Origin of the sequence: Nonomuraea sp. B1E8 (genome assembly GCF_039871515.1) — a bacterium.
Classification (GTDB): Bacteria; Actinomycetota; Actinomycetes; order Streptosporangiales; family Streptosporangiaceae; genus Nonomuraea.
Genome location: NZ_JBDPLS010000003.1, coordinates 155,233 through 179,357 on the forward strand (window position 1 = coordinate 155,233; position 24,125 = coordinate 179,357).

A 24,125-nucleotide genomic window follows, 5' to 3' on the forward strand; every position below is an offset into this window, starting at 1 on the left:
AGACTCCATCCACGAAACGGGTTCAACGACTCATGTCCGCCATAACCCGCGACGAGGTCGCACACCTGGCCCGGTTGTCCAGGCTGGCGCTCACCGGTGACGAGCTCGACCACTACGCCACCCAACTCGATGCCATCATCGAGGCGGTCGCGAAGGTGGCCGAGGTCGCCGCCGAAGATGTGCCGCCATCGTCGCACGCGCTTCCGCTGACCAATGTCTTCCGTGCCGACGAGGTGCGACAGTCCCTGACGCCCGAGCTGGCGCTGGCCGGTGCTCCCGCCGTCGAGGACGACCGATTCCGGGTGCCGCGCATCCTCGGGGAGGAGGCATGAGCCTGATCCGCAAGACCGCCGCCGAGCTGGGCTCGATGATCGCCGCGGGTGAGGTGTCGTCGGTCGAGGTGGCCGAGGCGCATCTCGACCGCATGGCCGAGGTGGAGCCCAAGGTCGGGGCGTTCCTCCACGTCGATCGCGAGACGACGATCGAGCAGGCGCGCGCCGTCGACACCAGGCTCAGGGCCGGCGAGAAGCTCGGGCCGCTGGCCGGGGTGCCGATCGCGCACAAAGACATCTTCACCACGCGCGACATGCCGACGACGGCCGCGTCCAAGATTCTCGAAGGCTGGCGTCCGCCCTACGACGCGACCGTCACCAAGCGGCTGCGCGAGGCGGGGCTGGTGATTCTCGGCAAGACCAACCTCGACGAGTTCGCCATGGGCTCCTCGACGGAAAACTCCGCCTTCCACACGACGCGCAACCCGTGGGACCTGGCGAAGGTGCCGGGCGGTTCCTCCGGTGGTTCGAGCGCGGCCGTGGCGGCCTACGAGGCGCCGCTGTCCACGGGCACCGACACGGGCGGTTCGATCCGGCAGCCGGCCTCGGTGACCGGCATCGTGGGGATGAAGCCGACCTATGGTGGCTCATCCCGTTACGGGCTGATCGCGTTCGCGAGCTCGCTCGACACGCCGGGGCCGTTCGCCCGCACCGTGCTCGACGCGGCGCTGCTGCAGGAGGCGTTCTCCGGGCATGACCCGATGGACTCGACCTCCATCGACGCGCCCGTGCCCTCGGTGGTCGAGGCGGCCCGGCACGCCGACGTGGCCGGCATGCGGATCGGCGTGGTCAAGGAGCTGGGCGGTGACGGCTACCAGCCGGGCGTGCTGGCCCGCTACAACGAGGCCGTGCAGCTCCTCGAGTCGCTCGGGGCCAAGGTCGTCGAGGTCTCCTGCCCGTCGTTCACCACCGCCCTCTACGCCTACTACCTGATCGCGCCGTCGGAGTGCTCGTCCAACCTGGCGCGCTTCGACGCGATGCGTTACGGCCTGCGCGTCGGCGACGACGGCACCCGCAGCGCCGAGGAGGTCATGGCGCTGACCAGGGCCGCCGGGTTCGGCCCTGAGGTCAAGCGGCGCATCATGCTCGGCACGTACGCGCTGTCGAGCGGCTACTACGACGCCTACTACGGCCAGGCACAGAAGGTGCGCACGGTCATCTCCCGCGAGTTCGAGGCCGCCTACCAGCAGGTCGACGTGCTGGTGTCGCCGACCACGCCGACCACGGCGTTCGCGATCGGCGAGCGCGTCGACGACCCGATGGCGATGTACCTCGCCGACCTGTGCACCATCCCGTCCAACCTGGCCGGCAACGCGGCCATCTCGGTGCCGTGCGGGCTGGCCGAGGAAGACGGCCTGCCGGTGGGTCTGCAGATCATGGCGCCCGTGCTGGCCGACGACCGCTGCTACCGCGTCGGCGCCGCCGTGGAGCAGGCCCTGGAGAGCCGCTGGGGCGGCCCGTTGCTGAAGGAGGCCCCGTCGCTATGACCATGGTCTATGACGAAGCGCTCGACACGTTCGAGCCGGTGCTCGGCCTGGAGACGCACGTCGAGCTGGGCACCAGGTCGAAGATGTTCTGCGGCTGCAAGACGGCGTTCGGCGCTCCGCCCAACACGCAGGTCTGCCCGACCTGCCTGGCGCTGCCCGGCGCGCTGCCGACGGCCAACACCATGGCCATCGAGTCGACGATCCGCATCGGCCTGGCACTGAACTGCTCGATCGCCGAGTGGTGCCGCTTCGCCCGGAAAAACTACTTTTATCCGGACATGCCGAAGAACTACCAGATCTCGCAGTACGACGAGCCGCTCTGCTTCGACGGCTACGTCGACGTCGAGGTCGACGGCAGGACCGTGCGGATCGAGATCGAGCGCGTGCACCTGGAGGAGGACACCGGCAAGTCCACCCACATGGGCGGCGCCACCGGCCGCATCCACGGGGCCGACTACTCGATCGTCGACTACAACCGGGCCGGCATTCCGCTCGTCGAGATCGTGACCAAGCCCATCCCGGGCACCGACCGGCTCGCGCCGGAGGTGGCCAAGGCCTACGTCACCGAGCTGCGCGAGATCATGCGCTCGCTCGGCGTCTCCGACGTGCGCATGGAGGAGGGCTCGCTGCGCTGCGACGTCAACGTCTCCCTCATGCCGCGTGGCGCGTCCGAGTGGGGCACCCGCACCGAGACGAAGAACGTCAACTCGCTGCGCAGCGTCGAGCGGGCCGTCCGCAGCGAGATCGAGCGGCAGGCGGGCGTCCTCACCAACGGTGGGAAGATCGTCCAGGAGACCCGCCACTTCCACGAGGACACCGGCACCACCACGTCCGGCAGGTCCAAGGAGGAGGCGCAGGACTACCGCTACTTCCCCGAGCCCGACCTGGTGCCGATCGCGCCCGACCCGGCCTGGGTGGCCGAGCTGAAGGCGGCGCTGCCCGAGCTGCCGTCGGTCAGGCGCAAGCGGCTGCAGACCGAGTGGGGGCTGTCCGACCTCGACATGCAGGCCATGCACAACGCCGACGCGATCGACCTGGTCGAGGCCACGGTCGCGGCGGGGGCCCCGGCCGCCGACGCGCGCAAGTGGTGGATGGGCGAGCTGGCGCGGCGCTCCAACGAGACCGCCACCCCGCTGGCCGACCTGCCCATCACGCCGGCCGACATCGCCCGCGTGACCGAGCTGGTCGCCTCGGGCGCGCTCAACGACAAGCTGGCGCGCGAGGTGCTCGACGGCGTGCTGGCCGGCGAGGGCACGCCCGACGAGGTGGTCGACAAGCGCGGGCTGCAGATCGTCAACGACGAGGGAGAGCTGTCCGCGATCATCGACCAGGTGCTGGCCGACAACGCCGACGCGGCCGACAAGGTGCGCTCCGGCAAGATCGCCGCGGCCGGTGCACTGGTGGGCGGCGTGATGCGGGCCAGCAAGGGCAAGGCCGACGCGGCCCGCGCCCGGCAGCTGATCCTGGAGAAGCTCGGCGTCTCCGAATAACCGATCCTCTCCGCGGCCGCCGGGGCCCCGCCGCTCCAACGGCGGGGCCCCGGCGCGTGGCCGTGGTGGCCGGCGCGTGCAAGGTGGCCCGGTCGGCCGGCCCGGTCAACGGTCGTGGCGGGTGGCGTACGGTCACTCGTTGCGGGTCGGCGGGGCCGTCTCGACGTGGCGCCGGGCCAGCGCCTTCTTCAGCAGCGGCGTGAGCAGGGCGAGGAGCGCCAGCACCAGCAGCACGACCGCGATCGGGCTGCCCACCAGCACGCTCGCGTCCCCCGCGCCGATGGCCAGTGCCCTGCGGAGCTGGATCTCCGCCATCGGGCCCAGGATCATGCCGATCACCGCGGGTGCGACCGGAAGGCCGAAGCGCCGCATGGCGTAGCCGAGCAGGCCGAGCACATAGAGCACGAACAGGTCCACCACGGTGCCGTTGACGGCGTAGACCCCGAGCGCGGCGAAGAGGATGATCCCGGCGTACAGGTACGGGCGGGGGATCCTCAGCACGCGCGCCCACAACGGCGCCATGGGCAGGTTGAGCACCAGCAGCATCGCGTTGCCGATGAACAGCGAGGCGATCATGCCCCACACCAGCGCGGGGTTGTGGTCGAACAGCTGCGGGCCGGGCTGGAGCCCGTACTGCTGGAAGGCGGCCAGCAGGATCGCGGCCGTGGCCGACGTCGGCAGGCCCAGCGTGAGCAGCGGGACCAGGGTGCCGGCGGCGGAGGCGTTGTTGGCCGCCTCGGGGCCGGCGACGCCCTCGATCGCGCCCTTGCCGTACTCCTCGCGGGCCACGCCGCGCGCCAGGCGCTTCTCGGCCGCGTACGACAGGAAGGTGGGGATCTCCGCGCCGCCGCCGGGCAGTGCGCCGAACGGGAAGCCCAGCGCGGTGCCGCGCAGCCAGGGCAGCCAGGAGCGTCCCCAGTCGGAGCGGCCCATCCACGCCCGGCCCACGGGCACCACCTCGGGCATGGCGTGGCGCAGCCGCGAGGCCACGTAGAGGGACTCGCCGAGCGCGAACAGCCCGACCGCCACGATCACCACGTCGATGCCGTCGAGCAGCTGCGGGATGCCCAGCGTGAGCCGGGCCTGGCCGGTCTGCTGGTCGATGCCGATCAGCCCGATCACCAGGCCGAGCCCCAGGGAGGCCAGGCCGCGTACGACCGAACGGGACAACACGGATGAGACGGCGGTGAACGCGAGGACGGCCAGCGCGAAGTAGTCCTCGGGGCCGAACGAGATCGCGAAGCTCACCACGGCGGGCGCCGCCACGACCAGCAGCGCGGTCGCGATCGTCCCGGCCACGAACGAGCCGATGGCCGCCGTGGCCAGCGCTTGGGCGGCCCGGCCCCGCCTGGCCATCTTGTTGCCCTCCAGCGCCGTGATCATGGAGGCGGACTCGCCCGGCGTGTTGAGCAGGATGGAGGTGGTGGAGCCGCCGTACATGCCGCCGTAGTAGATGCCGGCGAACATGATGAACGCGCTGGCCGGCGGCACCGTGAACGTGATCGGCAGCAGCAGCGCCACGGTCATCGCGGGCCCGATGCCGGGCAGCACGCCGACGAGCGTGCCGAGCGTGACGCCGATGAGCGCGTACATGAGGTTGACCGGGGTGAGCGCGGCGGCGAAGCCGTCGAGGAGGAGCTGCAACGACTCCACCTAGATCACCCCCGTCAGCGGCCCGCCGGGCAGCGACACGCCGAGCCCTTTGACGAACAGCAGGTACGTGGTGATCGCCACGACCACCGCGATCAGGGCGGCGCGCGTTCTGTGCTCGGCGCCGAGCACCACGGCGAGGCCGAAGAAGAGCAGGCTCGCCCCGATGATCCAGCCGAGCACGTTCAGCAGCGCGCTGAACGCCAGGAAGATCCCGCTGACCAGCCCGACGCTGCGCCAGTCGGCGGGGGCGTCGACGTCGACGTCCTCGCTCTCCTCGGGGTCGCCCCGCCCGCCGCGTACGACGTCGGCCACGTAGAACAGGCCGATGAGCACCATGGCGCCGCCCACCAGCATGGGGAAGAAGCGCGGCCCGAGGCCGAGCTGGGAGGCCGCGGCGGAGACGTCGAGCGTCCCGACCACGACGAGCACGCCCAGCACCAGCACGACGAACGCCAGCCCGAGCTCGGGCCGCCACCAGCGGGCCATCAGGAGACGAGCCCCATTTCGGCGATGATCGCCTTGACCCTGGTCTGCTCGGCGGCCAGGTAGTCGGCGAACTGCTGTCCCGTCTGGAACGAGTCGATCCAGCCGTTCTTGGCCACCGCGTCCTTCCACGGCTGCGCGTCGTGCATCTTGGTGACCAGGTCGGTCAGCGCCTTCTTGTCGGCGTCGGAGAGCCCGGCCGGGGCGACGAAGCCGCGCCAGTTGGCCAGCTCGACGTCGAGCCCGGACTCCTTCAGCGTGGGAGCGTCGAGGTCCGGCAGCCGCTCGCCCGAGGTGACGCCCAGCGCGCGCAGCTTGCCCGACTTCACGTGCTCGGCGAACTCGGCCACGCCCGAGATCCCCGCGCTGACCTTGTTGCCGAGCAGTTCGTTGAGCGCCTCGCCGCCGCCCGAGTGGGCGATGTAGTTGACCTGCTTGGGGTCGATGCCCGCGGCCTTGGCCATCAGACCGGCCACGATGTGGTCGGTGCCGCCCGCGGAGCCGCCGGAGATGGACACCTTCGACGGGTCGGCCTTCCAGGCCGCCACCATGTCGTCCAGCGTCTTGTACGGCGACGCGGCCGGCACGACGACGATCTCGTACTCCTCGGTCAGCTTGGCGATGGGCGTGGTCTCCGCCAGCGTGACCTTGGACTTGTTCTGCTCGATGGCGCCCACCATGACCAGGCCCATGGTCATCAGCAGGTTGCCGTTGCCCTTTTCGCCGGCGAGCTGGGCCAGGCCGATCGTGCCTCCGGCGCCGGGCACGTTGTACACCTCGACCTTGCGCTGCGGGTGGGCCGCTTTGATGGCCTGCTCGGCGATGCGGGAGGTCTGGTCCCAGCCGCCCCCCGGCGCGGCCGGGGCCATGATCCGCAACGGCGAGCTCGCGGAGGTGCCCGTCGTCTCGCCACAGCCGGTCAGCGCGCCAAGGGAGAGTGCCGCGAGGGCGGCGAATACGCGCAAGCGCATGATCACTCCAAGAAGGGTTTCACGGTTACAAGACCCGGATCGTGAAGCCCTTACCTTCCGGAGTCGACCCTTTGCGCGGTTGCCGTCATAGTGGTCGTATTGGTCGCGGGCTCCCGCGGCACCCCCGCGACCTGGCCGTGACCTCGATTTGTTTCCATGTGCCCGTGAGACGGGTTCGTGAGGCCTCACTCGGGACCCAGCTGTTCGCGCTTCAGATGGTGATCGTGCTGCTCGCCGTGGGGGGCACCGGTGGCGTGTGGGCCGAGCACACGCGTGATCAGCTGGCCTCGCTCCACCAGCAACGGGCACTGGCGATCGCGCAGTCGGTGGCCGCGCTTCCGCAGGTCCGGGAGGCGTTCAAGCTGAGCGAACCGGAGACGGTGCTGCAGCCGCTGGCCATGAGCGTGCAGCAGGAGACCGGCGCCGACTACGTCGTGATCGCCAACACCGACCAGAGACGTTACGCCCACCCCAACGCCTCGCTGATCGGCAAGCAGCTGTCCACCGACGGCAGCACGGTGCTCAGGACGGGCCGGAGCTGGGTCGGCAAGGAGACCGGCACGATCGGCACCACGGTCAGGGGCAAGACGCCCATCCGCGACGAATATGGCGACATCATCGGCCTGGTCTCGGTCGGCGTGCTGGAGACCACGGTCATCAGCCAGGTCGTCGACGCGCTCCCGCCGCTGATCTGGACGGCGCTCGCCGTGCTGCTGGCCGGCCTCGCGCTGGCCGCGCTGATCACCGCGCGGGTGCGCCGGCAGACGTTCGGCCTGGAGCCGCGCGAGATCGCCGCCCTGCTGGAGCAGCGCGAGGGGGTGCTGCACGGCGTCAAGGAGGGCGTGCTGGCGCTCGACCTCGGCGGGCGTGTCACCCTGGTCAACGACGCCGCCCGCGAGCTGCTGGGCGACGTGGGCGCCGACCTGACCGAGATGCCGGTCTCCGAGCGCATGCGCGACGTGCTCGGGGGCGCCGACCCCGGCGAGGACCGCGTCGTGCTGCACGGCGACCGGGTGCTGGTGCTCAACCGCACCCCGGTCTCGGTACGCGGCCACCACCGCGGCTGGGTGGTGACCCTGCGCGACCGTACCGAACTCGTCCACCTGGCCCGCGAGCTCGACGACGCCAGCAGCGCGACCGAGGCGCTGCGGGCGCAGGCACACGAGTTCGCCAACCGCATGCACACCGTCGTCGGGCTGCTGGAGCTGGGCGAGCACGAGGCCGCGATCGGCTTCATCACCCGTACCACCGGCGGCTCGTACGCGGCCGGGCTGCGCGAGCGGGTCCAGGACCCGACCCTGGCCGCGCTGCTGCTGGCCAAGTCCGCGGAGGCGGCCGAGCGGGGCGCCACGCTCGTGTTGTCGGACGACTCCACCGTGCCGGTCGGCCTGCTCGGCGACCCGCAGGACGCGGTGCTGGTGGTGGGCAACCTGGTCGCGAACGCCATCGACGCGCTCGACGGCGCCGAGGGCACGATCGAGGTGTCGGTGCGGGCCGATCACGACGGGCTGCGGGTGCGCGTCGGCGACTCGGGCCCCGGCATCGCTCCCGGCCTGGTGGAGGAGGTCTTCAGGGAGGGCTTCACGACGAAGGCCGCCCAGTCGGGGCCGCGCGGTCTCGGCCTGGCCCTGACCCGGCAGGCGTGCCTGCGCAGAGGAGGCTGGGTGCGGGTGACGAACGCGGGCGGCGCCGTCTTCACGGCTCTCCTTCCGGCCAGGGAGCGGGCGGGGGCGGGCTCGTGAACGCCATCAGGGTGCTCGTCGTCGACGACGACTTCATGGTCGCGCGGATCCACAGCGGTTACGTGTCCCGCGTGCCGGGGTTCAGCGTCGTCTCCGTCGCCCACAACGGGGCCGGCGCGCTGGCCGCGGCGGCGGAGCTGCGGCCCGACCTCGTGCTGCTCGACATCTACCTGCCCGACATGTCGGGGCTCGAGGTGCTCAAGGCGCTCAACGACGTGGACGTCATCATGATCAGCGCGGCCCGCGACGTGCCGACGGTCAAGGAGGCCATGCGCGGCGGCGCGGTCAACTATCTGATCAAGCCGTTCACCGCCACCGCGCTGACCGAGCGGCTCCAGCAGTACGCCGACACCCGCAGGCGCATCACCGCCATCGGCCCCGAGGCCCGCCAGGACGACGTCGACCGGCTCTTCGGCACGCCCATGACCGCGGCCCCCATGCCCAAAGGTCTGTCGCCGGCCACGTGCGCGCTGGTCGCCGACAGCCTGCGGGAGGCGGGCCGCGACCTGTCGGCGACCGAGGCCGCCCAGCTCACGGGCCTGTCACGGGTGAGCGCCCGCCGCTATCTCGAACACCTATGCGCGGCGGGGCAGGCCGAACTCCGGCCGCGTTACGGCACGGCCGGTCGTCCAGAACATCGCTACCGGTGGCTAGGTTGACACACTTCCGTAGTCATTTCCCGTGACATATGCGGATCCGCGTGCCTTACTGTTGCCTGAGACTTGGCTGCGGACCGGGAGGAGATTGAGGCGTGCGAAACGCCGGACCGATCGAATCACCGACCGACCCGTTCGCCTCGGTGCCACTGCCCACGTCGAGCGTCTCCAAGAAGCCGCGGATCGAAGGCCTGCCCCCGGGCGTCTCCCGGGACATCTTCGGACCGCCGGAACGACAGGAGCCCCGGCAGGCCCAAGCCCCGAGCGCCGCGGGCGGTCCCTCGGGCGGCGCGCTGCCGCCGGCACCGCCACCGGCGCAGCCGTGGCCGATGGCGGGCAAGGACCCGGGGTCCGCGTTCGGCCAGGAGAGCCCACGCGAGCACCCGCCCTCCTTCGAGCCCGAGCCGCGCAAACGGCGCCTGCTGCCGGGCCTGCTCACGGTCGTCCTGCTGCTCGCCGTGCTGTCGTACGTCGTGCCCGCCGTGCTCATGTCCGGCAGCGTGCTGCGCGGCACCCGCGTGTCGGGGATCGACATCGGCGGACTGACCGTCACCCAGGCGGCCGACAAGCTGCGCACCGAGCTCGCCGCCCAGCTGAGCAAGCCGGTCGTGGCCGACATCGGCGGCAAGAAGGACACCATCCAGGCCGACGAGGCCGGCCTGGAGCTCGACGTGGTCGGCACGATCGGCCAGGCGCCCAGCGGCTTTCCCAGCCCGCAGGAGGTGTGGCGCGGCCTGACCGGCACCACCGAGCTCGAACCGCAGATCAACATCGACACCTCCCAGCTCACCAGGACCGTCGAGGGCCTGGCCGAGTCCGTGGACAAGCGCGCGCAGGAGGGCCGGGTGGCCTTCTCCGGGCTGACGCCGAAGGCGCGCCGGCCGCAGGACGGCGTGCTGCTCGACAGGGACGACGCCGTGAAGAGGATCGGCGACGCCTTCCTGCGGGGCGGCGGCTCCGTCGTGCTCACCCTGAGACCGTCCAAGCCCACCACCACCCCGGAAGCCGTCAGGGCGGCCCTGGCCAAGGCGAAGCGGGCCGTCGCCGCCCCCATCACGCTGACCCTCGACGGTAAGCAGGCGCAGGTCCCGCCCGCCGCGATCGCGGCCAACCTGTCCTTCGCCTCCGACGGCAGCGGCGGGCTCGCACCGCAGTTCGACGCCAAGGCGGTGCTCACCGACGTGGAGAGCAGCCTGGTCTCCGCCGCCCAGCAGCCGCGCGACGCCACGTACGACATCGTGAACGGCAAGCCGGTCCTGGTGCCCGCCCGCACCGGCCATGGCGTGAACGACAAGCTCCTGGCCAGGGACGCCGAGAAGGTGTTCGCCGGGGGCGGGGACCGGACGATCCCCGTGCGGCTGGGCACCGTCGCCCCCACGGTCGCGACCTCGGAGATCAACAAGCTCGGCATCAAGGAGACCCTCGCCACCTTCACCACGAACTTCGCCTGCTGCCAGCCGCGCGCGAAGAACATCCAGCGCATGGCTGAGGAGCTCGACGGCCACATCGTCAAGCCGGGCGAGACGTTCTCGCTCAACGATGTCGTGGGCGAGCGCACCCTCGAGGACGGATACGTCGAAGCGGCGGAGACCGTCGGCGGGCGCCTGGTCAACATCGTCGGGGGCGGAGTCTCGCAGTTCGCCACGACGATGTACAACGCGGCGTACTTCAGCGGGCTCGAGGACGTCGAGCACAAGCCGATGGACTACTACACCGACCAGTTCCCCGCCGGGCGTGACGCCGTGCTGACCTATCCGGAGTCGGACCTGAAGTGGCGCAACGACTCGGACAACGGCGTGCTGATCAAGACGACGTTCACGCAGACGTCGGTGACGGTGGCGCTCTGGGGCACCAAGCGGTACGACAAGATCGAGGCGATCGAGTCGGAACGGCGGGACTTCACCCAGTTCCGGCGGGAGACCAGCAACGAACCCGGCTGCCTGGCGACGACGGGCGCCCAGGGGTTCACCATCGACGTCATGCGGGTGTTCCACAAGGACGGCCGGGTGGTCAAGAAGGACGACAAGCTGACCACCAGATACCGTGCCCAGCCCCAGATCACCTGCACCGCGTCCTGACGCCGAACGGCTCTGATCACGAGGTGGGGACCGACAGGACGCGGTCGTCGCCCTCCCGCGGCGACCCCCTGCCGTCCTTGTTGCTGGTGCCCACCCACACGGTGCCGTCAGGGGCGGTGGTGACCGCGCGGAGGCGGCCGTAGCGGTCGGCGAAGTGGGCGACCGGCCGGCCGGCGGCGCCGTCAGCGCCGAGCGGCACCTGCCACAGGCGCTCCCCGCGCAGGGCCCCCACCCACAACGACCCGCCGGCGTACGCCATGCCGGACGGCGAGGCCTCGTCCGTCGACCAGGTGAGGATCGGGTTCACGAACCGCTCGTCATCGCCCCGGCCCTCGACCTCGGGCCAGCCGTAGTTGGCGCCCGGCTCGATCAAATTGATCTCGTCGTAGGCGTTGGCGCCGAACTCGGAGGCGTACAGGCGGTCCGAGCCGTCCCACGCCAGGCCCTGGACGTTGCGGTGGCCGTAGCTGTAGACGAGCGTGCCGAACGGGTTGCCGGGGGCGGGGGCGCCGTCCACGGTCATGCGCAGGATCTTGCCCGCGAGGGAGTCGCGCTGCTGGGCGAGGTCGCGGTCGCCGGTCTCGCCGGTGGAGGCGTACAGGTGGCCGTCGGGGCCGAAGGCCAGCCTGCCGCCGTTGTGGATGCCCCCCTTGGGGATGCCCTGGACGATCACCCGGCGGTCGCCGAGCGCGTCGCCGGTCAGCCGGTAGCGGACGATCCGGTTGTCCTCGGCGGCGGTGTAGTAGAGGAAGACGTGCTGGTCCTTGACCGCGACCCCCAACAGGCCGCCCTCGCCGTCCGGCGTCACCCCCTCGATCGTGCCCAGTTCGCTCACCTCGCCGTCCTGGGTCACCCGCAGCAGCCGGGCGGTGTCGCGCTCGGTGACCAGGGCGTCGCCATCGGGCAGGAACGCGATCGCCCACGGCACGGCCAGCCCGGTCGCCACGTCCTCAGGGTCGCCGGCGGCCGGCCCTGTGGCGGTCACGGCGGCTGTCGGGAGCACATCACCACCGGCGCCGGAGCAGCCGGCGAGCCCGCTCAGGAGCACGGTCAGCGGCACGGCCAGCGACAGGAACGCGCGGTGATTCCTCATGGGCTTCCTCATGTGTTCCATACTTCCCCCGGAGTCGTAAGGTTCTCCGCATGAAGACCTGGGTTCCGTCCGATTCGGCGGCTGATGCTCTTTCCGACCTGTCCGGGGTCGAATGCGCCGTGTACAACAGCACGACCTCGATGCCGGAAGGCGTCGATGAGGTGGAGATCTGGATCCCGCCGCTGGTCACCGTGCCCGACGTACGGGGGACGATGGCGCGGATGAGCTCGTTGCGGCTCGTGCAGACCGTGACCGCGGGGGTGGAGCCGTACCGTCCGCACATCCCCGAGGGCGTGACACTGTGCAACGCGCGCGGCGTGCACGACGCGGGGACCGCGGAGTGGGCGGTCGGGGCGATGGTGGCGGTGGTGCGCGAATTCCCCGGGTTCGTGGACGCGCAGCGCAGGGGAGAGTGGACCTACCACCACACCGGCGTCCTCGCCGACTCCACCGTGTTGATCGTCGGCTACGGCTCCATCGGCGCGGCGCTGGAGCGGCGGCTCGCCGGGTTCGAGGTCGAGGTCGTACGCGTGGCCAGGACCGCCCGCGACGGCGTGCACGGCATGGCCGAGCTGCCCGCGCTGCTGCCGGCGGCGGACGTCGTGGTGCTGCTCGTGCCCGCCACGCCCGACACGGCCGGCATGGTGGACGCCGCGTTCCTGGCCCGCATGAAGGACGGCGCCGTGCTCGTCAACGCCGCCCGGGGCGGGATCGTCGACACCGACGCCCTGATCGCCGAGCTGAAGACCGGCAGGCTGCGCGCCGCGCTCGACGTGACGGCGCCGGAGCCGCTGCCGGAGGGCCATCCCCTCTGGAGCGCGCCGGGCGTGCTGATCACCCCGCACGTCGCGGGCAGCACCCCCGCGTCCGAGCGGCGCGTGCTCCGCCTCATCCGGGCCCAGGTGGAGCGTTATCTCGCAGGTGAGCAGCTGATCAACGTCATAACCGACACGTACTGAGAGGATTCCCGAACGTGGCTGGTCCGTGACCTTCGGTGCGTAGCGTTACGTTTGCAGGGAGTTCCTGACTCGCTGTCAAGGCGCTATTGGCAGCAATTGGTCCGTGTGGTTATCAGATCGGTGACGACATCGGCGTTGTCACCACCCGCGCACCCACAACCGCACACACTGGCGAAGTGGTCCGCCGGGCTTCGGCGGGTCATGGGCACAGAGGACGAGACGGGATGGGCAACGACTGTGATCCGCTGGCGTGATCCACGGGTGCCGCTGACCGCGGCGGCGGCGGTCGGCGCGGTGGCGTTCGCCGCCGCGCTCCTCGCGGGCGGTCAGCCCTTGCTCACCGGCGCGGTCGCGGGAGGGCTCGCGGCGCTGGCCGCCGCCACCACCCTGCTGATCGCCTCGGTGAAGTCGGCCGCGCATCGCCCCATGGCGATGGGCGCGCGCTGGATGGGCGGCGGCGCCGTCATCTGGGCCGCCGGTGTGGCGCTGCGTCCCTTCGCCGAAAGCTTCGTGGTCAGCTTCGCCGACATGTTCGTGCTGCTCGGCGCCGGTGTCACGGCCGGTGGCGCGTTGATCGCCGCCGACCGCAGGTTCCCGGCCAGAGCCGTTTTACGGCAGGTCACCGATGCCTATCTGTGCGCCGCCTCGCTGTTCCTGATCGGCTGGGTGGTGGCGCTGCGCCACGTCTACGCCAACGCGGCCGACCCCGCCGCCTTCACGTTCGTGATGTTGCCGCCGATGATCGCGCTGCTGGTCACGTTCGCCGTCATCCCGTCCGTGCTCACCAGCAAGGCCACCTCATGGCTGCTCGGGCTGGCCGGCGTCGGCGTGCTCGCCACCATGACGGTGGCGGGCCTGGCGGTCGCGGTGGCGCGGCTCGACGGCGGTGACGCGCCGCTCTGGAGCGTCATGCTCGCGCCGGTCGCGTTCCTGCTCCTGGCCGCCGTCCCGTGGGGTCCGCCCGGCAGGCAGGCGGGCGGGCCCGCCGTGGCCGGCGTGATCAGCGTGGTGCCGCTGGCGCTGGTCGCGATCGCGGCCTGCACGCTGCTCGCGCACCTGGCGGGAGGGCCGAAAGGGCCGGCGGTCACCGGCGTCGTGGTGGTCGCGGTCTCCGTCGTGCTGCTCCTGCTCGTGCGCCTGTTCGTGGTGTCGGCGACCAACCTGCGCCTGCGCGGCCTGGTCAAGCTCGGCGAGCGGCAGCTCAGGGAGCTGGCGGAGAGCACCGGCGACGTGGTGTTCCTGTGCGACTACGAGGGCGTGGTGCGCGAGATCGGCGCCGGGGTCGAGGCCACCTACGGCTACCGCCCCGACCAGCTGGTGGGCGGGTCGATCTTCGACTACATCCACCCGGAAGACGTGCCCGGCATCCAGGTCGCGATGCGGGCCATGCACCTCGACGAGGAGGGCGCCTCGCCGGGCGCCTGCCTGATCGCGTGCCGGGTGCGGGCCGCCGACGGCACCTGGCGCCCCACCGAGTCGGTGGCCACCCGCCACGTCCGCGGCGACGAGCTGATGCTGGTGACCACCAGAGACGTCAGCGACGAGGAGGCCCTGCGCAACCAGGTCGCCCACCTGACCTTCCACGACGGCATCACCGGGCTGCCCAACCGCGCCTACTTCGAAGAGCGCACCCGTGAGGTGCTCTCCGGCCGCACGCCGGGCACCGGAGGGGCCAACACCGCGGTCATCTTCCTCGACCTCGACGGGTTCACCTCGGTCAACGACTCCGTCGGCCACGCCAGCGGCGACTACCTCCTCGGCCAGGCGGCCAGGCGGCTGCGCGGCGCCGTCCGGGCCGACGACACGCTGGCCAGGTGGGGCGGAGACGAGTTCGCGGTGCTGGTGGAGACGGGCGGTGAGGCGCAGCTCGCGGTCGACCTGGCCGAGCGGCTCGTCCGCGCGGTCTCGCAGGAGCCGTTCCGCGTCGCCGACCGCGACGTGGCCCTGACCGCCAGCGTGGGCGTGGCCTTCACCGAGGACGACATGCCCGCGGGCGACCTCATCCGCAACGCCGACGTCGCCATGGCACGCGCCAAGGAGCTGGGCGGGCGGCGGGTCGAGGTGTTCGCCGCGCAGATGCACGCCGACGTCGTGCGCCGCCTGGAGCTGGCCGCCGATCTGCAGCGGGCCCTGATCGACCAGCAGTTCGCGATCGAATACCAGCCGGTGGTCGACCTCGCCACGTCGCGGGTGACCGCGGTGGAGGCGCTGGTGCGGTGGTGGCGCGGGTCGGTGTTCGTGCCGCCCGAGCAGTTCCTCGGCCCGGCCGAGGACACCGGGCTGATCGTGCCGCTGGGCGAGTGGATCCTGCGCGAGGCGTGCCGCGAGGTGGCCGCCTGGCGGGCCGAGTCCTGGGACATCGGCCTGTCGCTCAACCTGTCGGCCCGCCAGATCACCGCGCCCCGGTTCGTCGAGACTGTGGAGGAGGCGCTGGCCGAGAGCGGGCTGCCCGCCTCGGCGCTCACCCTCGAGGTGATCGAGGAGATGCTGGTCGAGGACGCCGAGGAGACCATCAAGCGGCTGTCCGAGCTGCGCGCGCTCGGCGTGCGCCTGGCCATCGACGACTTCGGCACCGGCTACGCGTCGCTGGCGTTCCTGCGGCAACTCCCGGTCGACATGATCAAGATCGACCCGTCGTTCGTGTCGGGCCTCGGCAAGGACGACACGCTGACGCTGCTCACGCGCACCATCGTGCGGCTCGGCCACGACCTGGGGCTCGTCGTGGTGGCCGAGGGCATCGAGCGTCCCGAGCAACTGGAGCTGCTCAAGCAGATGGGGTGCACGCGGGGGCAGGGCTTCCTGGTGGCCAGGCCCATGGCGGCCCGCGGGGTCGACTCCCTGATGCGGACGAGTCTCACCGTTTGAGACATGTGTCCACCAAGTTGACACTGGGGCGTTCGGAGCGGCTATCGTGTAAGCCATGCTTCGCAGTGAGATTCTCGTAGTACTTCGCCGGCGCGCAGGCCGATAGCGAAGCACGACGACCTGCGCGCCGCCCCAGGCCCACCCCCATGGTGGGACGGGGCCTTTTTTATGTCCTTAAGCGAGTAGCCACGCAAGGAACGAGCCGATGACCGAACGCATGACAGGTGCGCAGTCCCTGGTGAGGGCGCTGGAGCACATGGACGTCGACACAGTGTTCGGGATCCCAGGCGGCGCCATTCTGCCGGCCTACGATCCTCTCTACGACTCGACCAAGGTCCGGCACGTCCTCGTACGCCACGAGCAGGGCGCGGGCCACGCCGCCGAGGGCTACGCGCAGGCGACGGGCCGGGTCGGGGTGTGCATGGCGACCAGCGGACCCGGCGCCACCAACCTGGTGACCCCGATCGCCGACGCGTACATGGACTCGGTGCCGATCGTGGCGATCACCGGGCAGGTGGCGAGCGCGGCCATCGGCACCGACGCGTTCCAGGAAGCCGACATCTCCGGCATCACCATGCCGATCACGAAGCACAACTTCCTCATCACCGATCCCGCGGACATCCCGCGTACGATCATGGAAGCCTTTCACATCGCCTCCACCGGCCGTCCGGGGCCCGTGCTCGTCGACATCTCGAAGGACGCGCTGCAGGCGGAGACCACGTTCTCCTGGCCGCCGGTCATGCAACTGCCCGGCTACCGCCCCGTGACCAGGCCCCACTCCAAGCAGATCCGCGAGGCCGCCAAGCTGATCGCCGAGGCCAGGCGCCCGGTCCTGTACGTCGGCGGCGGCGTGCACAAGGCGGGCGCGTCGGCCGAGCTGCTGGAGCTGGCCGAGCTGACCGGCATCCCGGTCATCACCACCCTGATGGCCAGGGGCACCTTCCCCGACAGCCACCCCCAGCACATGGGGATGCCGGGGATGCACGGCAGCGTCTCGGCCGTCGGCGCGCTGCAGCAGTCCGATCTGATCGTGGGCCTGGGCGTGCGCTTCGACGACCGGGTGACCGGCAAGCTGTCGTCGTTCGCGCCGCGCGCGAAGGTCGTGCACGCCGACATCGACCCGGCGGAGATCTCGAAGAACCGCCACGCCGACGTCCCGATCGTGGGCGACTGCAAGGAGGTCATCAGCGACCTCGTCAGCACGATCCGCGCCTCGGGCGAGCGCGGCGACTACACCGACTGGTGGACTGCGCTCAACGGCTACAAAGCCACCTACCCGCTGGGCTACGACACGTGGGAGGACGGCTCGCTGGCGCCTCAGTACGTGATGGAGCGGCTGGGCGCCATCGCCGGCCCCGACACCTACTACGTGGCAGGCGTGGGGCAGCACCAGATGTGGGCCTCGCAGTTCATCGGCTACGAGAAGCCCGGCACGTTCATCAACTCCGGCGGCCTGGGCACCATGGGCTTCGCCGTGCCGGCCGCGATGGGCGCGAAGATGGGCCGCCCCGACGCCACGGTGTGGGCCATCGACGGCGACGGCTGCTTCCAGATGACCAACCAGGAGCTCGCCACCTGCGCCATCGAGGGCGTGCCGGTCAAGATCGCCGTCATCAACAACGGTAACCTCGGCATGGTCCGCCAGTGGCAGACGCTCTTCTACGACGAGCGTTACTCCAACACCAACCTGCAGACGACGCGCCGCATCCCGGATTTCGTCAAGCTGGCCGAGGCCTATGGTTGTGTGGGCCTGCGTTGCGAGCGTCCAGAAGACGTCGACGCGACGATCGAGAAGGCCATGGAGATCAACGACGTTCCTGTCGTGGTCGACTTCGTCGTCCACCAGGACGCCATGGTCTGGCCCATGGTCGCGGCGGGCACCAGCAACGACGACATCAAGATCGCCCGTGACATGGCGCCGAAGTGGGAGAACGAGGATGACTAGACACACGCTCTCCGTGCTTGTCGAGAACAAGCCGGGCGTGCTCGCGCGGGTGTCGGCGCTGTTCAGCCGCCGGGGCTTCAACATCGACTCGCTGGCGGTCGGGCCGACCGAGCACGACGACATCTCGCGGATGACGATCGTGGTCAGCGTCGAGGAGCTGCCTCTCGAGCAGGTCACCAAACAGCTCAACAAGCTGGTGAACGTGCTCAAGATCGTCGAGCTCGACACGTCGCAGTCCGTGCAGCGCGAGCTGATGCTGATCAAGGTGAAGGCCGACGCCGACAGCCGCTCCCACGTGCTGGAGCTCGTCCAGCTCTTCCGGGCCCGCTGCATCGACGTGGCGGCCGACGCCGTGACCATCGAGGTCACCGGCACCACCGACAAGCTCGAGGCGTTCGTGAAGGTCCTCGAGCCGTTCGGCATCAAAGAACTCGTACAGTCGGGCATGGTGGCCATCGGCCGCGGCGCCCGTTCCATCACCGACCGGTCCCTCAGGGCACTGGACCGTACCGCCTGAAAGGTTTTGAGCAAGTGACCGAGATCTACTACGACGACCAGGCCGACCTGTCGATCATCCAGGGGCGCCACGTGGCCGTGCTGGGGTACGGCAGCCAGGGCCACGCCCACGCGCTCTCCCTGCGTGACTCCGGCGTCGACGTGCGCGTCGGCCTGCCGGAGGGCTCCAAGAGCCGCGAGAAGGCGGAGAACGACGGCCTTCGCGTCGTCACGCCGTCCGAGGCGGTCGAAGAGGCCAACCTCACCATGATCCTGGCCCCCGACCACATCCAGCGCCAGCTCTACTCCGAGCACGTGGCGCCCAACCTCGTCGAGGGCGACGCGCTGTTCTTCGGGCACGGCCTGAACATCCGCTACGGCCTCATCGAGGCCCCCGAGGGCGTCGACGTGTGCATGGTCGCGCCCAAGGGCCCTGGCCACCTCGTGCGCCGCCAGTTCGAGGCGGGCCGCGGCGTGCCGGTCCTCGTGGCCGTGGAGAAGGACGCCTCGGGCAAGGCGCTCGACCTGGCGCTGTCGTACGCGAAGGGCATCGGCGGCACGCGCGCCGGCGCGCTGCGCACGACGTTCAAGGAGGAGACGGAGACCGACCTGTTCGGCGAGCAGGTCGTGTTGTGCGGCGGCGTGTCCGAGCTGATCAAGGCGGGCTTCGAGACGCTCATCGAGGCCGGCTACCAGCCCGAGGTCGCCTACTTCGAGTGCCTGCACGAGATGAAGCTGATCGTCGACCTCATGTACGAAGGCGGCCTGTCGAAGATGTACTGGTCGGTGTCCGACACCGCCGAGTACGGCGGCTACACCCGCGGCCCGCGCGTCATCGGCGAGGAGTCCCGCCAGGCGATGCGCCAGATTCTCGCCGAGGTCCAGGACGGCACCTTCACCCGGCAGCTCGTCGAGGAGTTCGACGGCGGCCAGAAGGAGTTCCACCGCAAGCGCGACGAGCTGGCCGACAACCCGATCGAGAAGACCGGCGCCAAGCTCCGCCCGATGATGAGCTGGCTGAAGGCCTGACATCCCACCGGGCCGGCGGGCGGGTGCAGGCCCGCCCGCCGGGCCCCGGCGCACCGTCCTGGGCGGTGCGCCTAGCCGATCTCCACGACCAGCTTTCCGCGTACGCCTCCCGTCTTCGGAGCGCGGTGCGCCTCGGCGATGCGGGCGAGCGGACAGACCGTGTCGGCGACGGGCTGGATCGCCCCGCTCTCGACCAGCCGGGCCGGCTCGGCCAGCAGGTCATGGACGGGCTCGCCGCTGAAGAACGCCGCCGCTCCCGCCGCGCACCAGCGGCCGCTCGCCCGACGTGAGCCGGGCCTTGTCCCGCAGCGTGGTGATCGCCGTCGCGCCCACGCCCGGCAGGGCCGCCATGTGAGAGACATGCCTGCTGCTTCCTCCCGCCCCGGTCGGCCTCTGTCCGATGTGCTGACCGCCTTTTCCGGCGTGAAAGAAGATTTCACCCGCAGCGCGCAGAAATGCCACCTTGTCCCCGACAATATTGCGAATCGTTCGTTATCTGCCTGTCAGCGCGTGCTTGCCCCGCGCGGCACCTTCGTGCCCGGCTGCGGCTCGGGCGGCCCCAGAATCCACCGGGGCACTCCGGAGATCACGATGTGACGTCCGGGTCACCGGCTGAGGCGCCCCTCCGCGCACGGCTGTGATAATAATACCGGTATAGTTATCGAGCGAGGAGGCGCCGTGATCGAGCTCAAGTCGGCCGGAGAGATAGCCGCGATGCGGGAGGCGGGCAAGGTCGTCGCCGCCGTCCAGGCGGCGGTGCGGGAGCGGGCCGGCATCGGGGTGACGCTGAAACAGCTCGACGAGGTGGCCAGGACCGTCATCGAGGAGGCCCGCGCGGGGGCGTCGTTCCTCGGCTATCACCCGTCGTTCGGCGCGATGCCCTATCCCGGCGTGATCTGCACCTCGGTCAACGGGGTGATGCTGCACGGCCTGCCGACAGCGTACAAACTGCGGGACGGCGACCTGATCAGCGTCGACTGCGGCGCGTACATCGACGGCTGGCACGCCGACGGCACCGTCAGCTTCACCGTCGGCCACGCCCGCGAGGAGGACCTCCAACTGATCAAGGTCGCCGAGGAGACGCTGGCCGCCGGCATCGAGGCGGCCCTGCCCGGCGGCAGGATGGGCGACATCGGGCACGCCATGTCCACGGTCGGGCGCGGCGCCGGCTACGGCATGCAGAACGACTTCGGCGGCCACGGCATCGGGCGGGCCATGCACGAGTCGCCGTTCGTGCCCAACGAGGCGCGCAGGGGCCGCGGCCTGCGGCTGCGGCCCGGCCTGGTCATCGCGATCGAGCCGAGCCTGATGGCCGGCGGCGGCGACGGCTACTACGTGGCCGACGACGGGTGGTCGTTGTGCTCGGCCGACGGCAGCAGGAGCGTGCACGTCGAGCACACGGTCGCCATCACCGGCGACGGCCCGGTCGTCCTCACCGTTCCGTAGGCTCCCGCATCCCGAACAGGAACCTCGTCACCCTCGTCCTGCGCACCAGCACGTCGTAGACGGCCACCGTCAGCACCAGCGACAACACCACGATCACCGCGTACTCGACCAGGATCGGCCCTTGCCGGCCGGCGACGAAGTAGGCCACAGCCACGACGATCGGCTGGTGCAGGATGTAGAGCGGCAACACGGCGGACGCCAGATAGGCCGAGAGCCGGTTCGGCGGCCGGGCGGGTGCCGCGGCGGGGCGCGGGCGGTCGAGGAAGCCGAGGATCGCGACCAGCCAGCACCATCCGGCCAGCCCGTACAACGTGCGCATGGCGACCGCGAGCGGGGTCAGGTCCGTGAACGCGTCCGCGCCGGGGGCGTCGCCCGCGATGATGAAGCCCGGCACCCCCACCAGCATCAGCACGGCGCCCGCGACGGCGGCGATCCGCCGGTTGCGCCGCATCGCCGCGCGGAAGGCGGGATCGGTCACGAGCAGGAAGCCGTACAGGAAGAACACCAGGTACGCCCAGCGGTCCCAGCCGCCGAACGCCTCCTCGAGGCCGGCGAGCGCGCAGATCGCCGCGATCGGCAGGCCGGGCAGCAGGATCGCGCCACGCGGCCGGCAGAGCGCGACCAGGCGTTCGCGCGAGCGCAGCGCCCAGCCACGCGGCACCCACCGCACCAGCGGCGCGAGCACGAGCGAGAAGGTCAGCAGGAGCACCACGAACCACAGGTGCCCGGTCTCGAAGTACGCCCCCTCCACGACGAACGGGAAGTCGCCCGGATCCGGCCGCACGGCGAAGAACTTCGGCAGGAACTCCAGATAGGACTCGTGGTAGTCGGGATCGGCCCGCAGCCGCAACCACGGAGGCACCGGCAACATCGTGACCAGGGCGAACAGCAGTGGCACGCCCAGCCGCGCTAATCGTTCCACGGCAAATCCGCCGGGCCCTCGGCGGCGCAGGGAGTGCCACGCTCCCAGCCCGGCGATGAGGAAGAGCAGCGGCATCGCCCAGATCACGCAGAGCGCCGCGATGACGAACGTGATGTCGGTCGTCTCCGCGTTCTTGACGTAGAAGTCGTCGCGCGAGTCGAACACCAGCGACGCGTGGAAGAACACCAGCCCGACGACCACGAGAGCGCGCATGGCGTCGAGTTCGGTGCGCCGTTCGCCGGTCGCGGTCCTGGACGATCCGGTGCCTGCGGTCATGATGGCCTCCCGTGACAGGCACCAGTCTGGGGCCACAGGAGGGGTGCGCGCCATGGTCGCGGAACGGTCATGTGATCTTCGCCCGCTCCTCCCGGGAGCACACCTGACGGTCAAGCCGGACGTCCATCGGCACGGCTATGCCAGGCGCTGCCTTCGCGCAGGTCAAGATCAAAACGCCGGAGTTTGTCGAAGGGAGGGGCAGGGCAGATCTCACCCCGGTAGCTACGGAGAGTAGTCAATAGGTACCAGAGGAGATAACATGTACAAATCAGGCCTCATCCTGGCCGGGCTCGTCGGTGGGCTGCTCATGTCCGGCGGCGCCGCGTCCGCTGCGACGTTCAACGACGGCCGCGACGGCGACGTGAGGATCATCCTCGTCTGCGGTGACGGAAACGTCGCCCAGAAGGTCGACAACCACCAGAGCGCCAACGGCCTGCTCGGTATCGCCGTCGGCGACTCGCTGAACCACATTCTCAGCCACGAGCACAGGGAGTGCAACATCGGCTGAAGTCGCTCTGCCGGCCGATGAACACCAGGGGTTCGCCCAATGGGTGGACCCCTGCGTCGTGCCCGGCCGCGGGTGCGCGACCGGGGGCCCGTCCTGCTGGAGGGGCCCCTTCGCCGTGCCCGGCCCCGAATGGCAAGGCCGTCCCCGTGAAGCACACATGATCGTCAAGCGAAACGATCTCCGGCACGGCTTTGCCAGGTGCTGCTTTCGCGCAGGTCAAGAACAAGATCGGGGAGTTTGTCGGCGAGCGGGGCGGGGCAAACACCTCCCGGTAGCTACAGAGAGTAGTCATTACGTACCAAAGGGGATACGACATGTACAAATCGGGGCTCATCCTGGCCGGGCTCGTCGGAGGGCTGCTCATGTCCGGCGGCTCCGCGCTCGCGGCGACGTACAACAACGACGACCACGGCCGCGACGTGAGGATCATCCTCGTGTGTGGTGACGGCACCATCGGCAAGGAGGTCGACAACCACCAGAGCGCCCACGGCCTCCTGGCCGGCATCGGTCTCGACAACGTCCTGAACCACGTGCTCAGCCACGAGCACAGGGAGTGCAACATCGGCTAGGTCATATCTCAGCTGGTGAGTGATGACGAGGGGTCCGCCCTGCGGGGTGGGCCCCTTCACCGTGCCGGGGCTCGTACGCGAAGGCCGCGGCGAAGGAGTTGCGGGCGATCACATCGAGCTGCTCGCCGGTCATTCCCAGCTCCCGCCGCAACGCTTCGTAGTTGTCCTCGACGTAGCCGCCGAAGTAGGCGGGATCGTCGGAGTTGACCGTCACGACCAGCCCTTCGTCCAGCATCGCGGGCAGGATGTGGTCGCGCAGGGACGGCACCACCCGCAGCCGCACGTTCGACAGCGGGCACACGGTCAGCGGGATCCGCTCCTCCCTCAGCCTGGCCACGAGCTGCGGATCCTCCATCGCCCTGATGCCGTGGTCCACCCGCTCCACCCCCAGCACGTCGAGCGCCTCCCACACGTAGTCGGGCCCGCCCTCCTCGCCCGCGTGCGCCACCCGGTGCAGGCCTTCGGCGGCGGCGATGTCGAAGACCCGCCGGAACAACGACGGCGGATATCCCACCTCCGCCGAGTCCAGCCCCACCCCGATGAACCGCTCACGGAACGGCAGCGCCGCCCGCAGCACCCGCTCCGCCTCCTCCGCGCCCCGGTCACGAAGGAAGCACAGGATCAGCGCGGCCGACACCTCGCTGCCGTGCAGCGCCGCCGACAACCCGCCGAACACCGCCTCCAGCGGCACGCCCCGGCTCGTGTGCGCCTGCGGGTCGAAGAAGATCTCCGCGTGCCGCACCCCCTGCCCGGCGGCCCGCCGCAGGTAGGCGGCGGCCAGGTCGTGGAAGTCCTCCTCGGTACGCAGGACCGCCAGGTTGTCGTAGTAGACGTCCAGGAACGAACGCAGGTCGGCGAAGTCGTTGCGGGCGCGGACGGCCTCCACGTCGAAGGCCGGCAGCTCGATCCCGTTACGCCTGGCCAGCCCGACGACGAGCTCGGGCTCAAGGGTGCCCTCGATGTGCAGGTGGAGTTCCGCCTTGGGACGCATGACACCGAGTAAACCGGACCGCCCGGCCCGGCAGATATCGTGCGAACCTCCGAACTCTCGCGGGGATTTCCGTGCGGAAACCTCCCCCTCAGGGAGCCGCTCCGCTCCCGTCCGTGGTACGCACCCCGGCGGCCG

Annotated in this window: 22 protein-coding genes; 15 read left to right on the forward strand and 7 right to left on the reverse strand. The window is 70.5% G+C overall.

All coding sequences use genetic code 11. The features are described from left to right. Positions 1-32 precede the first annotated feature (32 nt). The 3 genes from gatC to gatB are packed head-to-tail and all read left to right on the forward strand — an operon-like array spanning position 33 to position 3,309. Positions 33-332, forward strand: a complete 300-nt coding sequence (gene gatC / locus ABGA98_RS12860; RefSeq protein ID WP_132595391.1) for an Asp-tRNA(Asn)/Glu-tRNA(Gln) amidotransferase subunit GatC — start codon at positions 33-35, stop codon at positions 330-332. Beyond that, positions 329-1,819 (forward strand): Asp-tRNA(Asn)/Glu-tRNA(Gln) amidotransferase subunit GatA, encoded by a 1,491-nt coding sequence (gene gatA / locus ABGA98_RS12865; RefSeq protein ID WP_347618470.1) that lies wholly within the window; start codon positions 329-331, stop codon positions 1,817-1,819. The genes gatC and gatA overlap by 4 nt, the downstream gene beginning before the upstream one ends. 2 nt (positions 1,820-1,821) lie before the next feature. Next, positions 1,822-3,309: an Asp-tRNA(Asn)/Glu-tRNA(Gln) amidotransferase subunit GatB gene (gatB, locus tag ABGA98_RS12870; RefSeq protein ID WP_347618862.1), complete on the forward strand. Its 1,488-nt coding sequence runs from the start codon at positions 1,822-1,824 to the stop codon at positions 3,307-3,309. 132 nt (positions 3,310-3,441) lie between these two features. Here the strand turns inward: gatB and ABGA98_RS12875 are convergent, their stop codons facing one another. The 3 genes from ABGA98_RS12875 to ABGA98_RS12885 are packed head-to-tail and all read right to left on the reverse strand — an operon-like array spanning position 3,442 to position 6,416. Further along, positions 3,442-4,962: a tripartite tricarboxylate transporter permease gene (locus tag ABGA98_RS12875; RefSeq protein WP_347618471.1), complete on the reverse strand. Its 1,521-nt coding sequence runs from the start codon at positions 4,960-4,962 to the stop codon at positions 3,442-3,444. Continuing rightward, positions 4,963-5,448 (reverse strand): tripartite tricarboxylate transporter TctB family protein, encoded by a 486-nt coding sequence (locus ABGA98_RS12880; protein ID WP_347618472.1) that lies wholly within the window; start codon positions 5,446-5,448, stop codon positions 4,963-4,965. Then, on the reverse strand, positions 5,448-6,416 hold the full coding sequence (locus tag ABGA98_RS12885; protein ID WP_347618473.1) for a tripartite tricarboxylate transporter substrate binding protein: 969 nt from the start codon (positions 6,414-6,416) through the stop codon (positions 5,448-5,450). Before ABGA98_RS12885 ends, ABGA98_RS12880 begins: the two co-directional genes overlap by 1 nt. A 164-nt stretch (positions 6,417-6,580) precedes the next feature. Here ABGA98_RS12885 and ABGA98_RS12890 point away from each other — a divergent pair, with 164 nt between their 5' ends. The 3 genes from ABGA98_RS12890 (at position 6,581) to ABGA98_RS12900 (ending at position 10,892) form a co-directional block, all read left to right on the forward strand. Next, positions 6,581-8,158 carry a sensor histidine kinase gene (locus ABGA98_RS12890; protein WP_347618474.1) on the forward strand — a complete coding sequence of 526 codons (1,578 nt, stop codon included), beginning with the start codon at positions 6,581-6,583 and terminating at the stop codon, positions 8,156-8,158. Then, a complete protein-coding gene (locus ABGA98_RS12895; protein WP_347618475.1) occupies positions 8,155-8,817 on the forward strand; it encodes a response regulator in 663 nt (220 codons plus the stop codon). The genes ABGA98_RS12890 and ABGA98_RS12895 overlap by 4 nt, the downstream gene beginning before the upstream one ends. Positions 8,818-8,909: 92 nt before the next feature. Further along, complete coding sequence (locus ABGA98_RS12900; protein WP_347618476.1) at positions 8,910-10,892, forward strand: VanW family protein; 1,983 nt, start codon at positions 8,910-8,912, stop codon at positions 10,890-10,892. A gap of 16 nt (positions 10,893-10,908) precedes the next feature. Here the strand turns inward: ABGA98_RS12900 and ABGA98_RS12905 are convergent, their stop codons facing one another. After that, on the reverse strand, positions 10,909-11,985 hold the full coding sequence (locus ABGA98_RS12905) for a PQQ-dependent sugar dehydrogenase (RefSeq protein ID WP_347618477.1): 1,077 nt from the start codon (positions 11,983-11,985) through the stop codon (positions 10,909-10,911). Positions 11,986-12,035: 50 nt separating this feature from the next. Between ABGA98_RS12905 and ABGA98_RS12910 the strand changes: the two genes are divergently transcribed. The 5 genes from ABGA98_RS12910 (at position 12,036) to ilvC (ending at position 19,278) form a co-directional block, all read left to right on the forward strand. Beyond that, positions 12,036-12,944: a 2-hydroxyacid dehydrogenase gene (locus tag ABGA98_RS12910; protein WP_347618478.1), complete on the forward strand. Its 909-nt coding sequence runs from the start codon at positions 12,036-12,038 to the stop codon at positions 12,942-12,944. Positions 12,945-13,181: 237 nt separating this feature from the next. After that, positions 13,182-15,809 carry an EAL domain-containing protein gene (locus tag ABGA98_RS12915; protein ID WP_347618479.1) on the forward strand — a complete coding sequence of 876 codons (2,628 nt, stop codon included), beginning with the start codon at positions 13,182-13,184 and terminating at the stop codon, positions 15,807-15,809. A 205-nt stretch (positions 15,810-16,014) separates the two neighbouring features. Further along, entirely contained in the window at positions 16,015-17,754 is a 1,740-nt protein-coding gene (locus ABGA98_RS12920; RefSeq protein ID WP_347618480.1) for an acetolactate synthase large subunit, read from the forward strand. Further along, positions 17,747-18,271: an acetolactate synthase small subunit gene (ilvN, locus tag ABGA98_RS12925; protein WP_132595400.1), complete on the forward strand. Its 525-nt coding sequence runs from the start codon at positions 17,747-17,749 to the stop codon at positions 18,269-18,271. The genes ABGA98_RS12920 and ilvN overlap by 8 nt, the downstream gene beginning before the upstream one ends. Positions 18,272-18,294: 23 nt before the next feature. After that, complete coding sequence (gene ilvC / locus ABGA98_RS12930; protein ID WP_347618863.1) at positions 18,295-19,278, forward strand: ketol-acid reductoisomerase; 984 nt, start codon at positions 18,295-18,297, stop codon at positions 19,276-19,278. 71 nt (positions 19,279-19,349) lie between these two features. Here ilvC and ABGA98_RS12935 read toward each other — a convergent pair whose 3' ends face one another. After that, on the reverse strand, positions 19,350-19,640 hold the full coding sequence (locus ABGA98_RS12935; RefSeq protein ID WP_347618481.1) for a zinc-binding dehydrogenase: 291 nt from the start codon (positions 19,638-19,640) through the stop codon (positions 19,350-19,352). 40 nt (positions 19,641-19,680) lie between these two features. On the opposite strand from ABGA98_RS12935, the gene ABGA98_RS12940 reads away from it, so the two are divergent. Then, complete coding sequence (locus ABGA98_RS12940) at positions 19,681-19,875, forward strand: hypothetical protein (RefSeq protein WP_347618482.1); 195 nt, start codon at positions 19,681-19,683, stop codon at positions 19,873-19,875. Between the two features lie 81 nt (positions 19,876-19,956). Further along, complete coding sequence (gene map / locus ABGA98_RS12945; RefSeq protein ID WP_347618483.1) at positions 19,957-20,724, forward strand: type I methionyl aminopeptidase; 768 nt, start codon at positions 19,957-19,959, stop codon at positions 20,722-20,724. On the opposite strand, the gene ABGA98_RS12950 is transcribed toward map, so the two are convergent. Beyond that, positions 20,711-21,922, reverse strand: coding sequence for an acyltransferase family protein (locus ABGA98_RS12950; protein WP_347618484.1), 1,212 nt, complete (start codon positions 21,920-21,922; stop codon positions 20,711-20,713). The two genes, map and ABGA98_RS12950, sit on opposite strands and share 14 nt — an antisense overlap. Positions 21,923-22,181: 259 nt before the next feature. Here ABGA98_RS12950 and ABGA98_RS12955 point away from each other — a divergent pair, with 259 nt between their 5' ends. Further along, positions 22,182-22,430: a hypothetical protein gene (locus tag ABGA98_RS12955; RefSeq protein ID WP_347618485.1), complete on the forward strand. Its 249-nt coding sequence runs from the start codon at positions 22,182-22,184 to the stop codon at positions 22,428-22,430. A gap of 314 nt (positions 22,431-22,744) precedes the next feature. Next, on the forward strand, positions 22,745-22,999 hold the full coding sequence (locus ABGA98_RS12960) for a hypothetical protein (protein ID WP_347618486.1): 255 nt from the start codon (positions 22,745-22,747) through the stop codon (positions 22,997-22,999). A 1-nt stretch (position 23,000) separates the two neighbouring features. Here the strand turns inward: ABGA98_RS12960 and ABGA98_RS12965 are convergent, their stop codons facing one another. After that, positions 23,001-23,990, reverse strand: coding sequence for an adenosine deaminase (locus tag ABGA98_RS12965; RefSeq protein WP_347618487.1), 990 nt, complete (start codon positions 23,988-23,990; stop codon positions 23,001-23,003). Between the last annotated feature and the right edge of the window lie 135 nt (positions 23,991-24,125).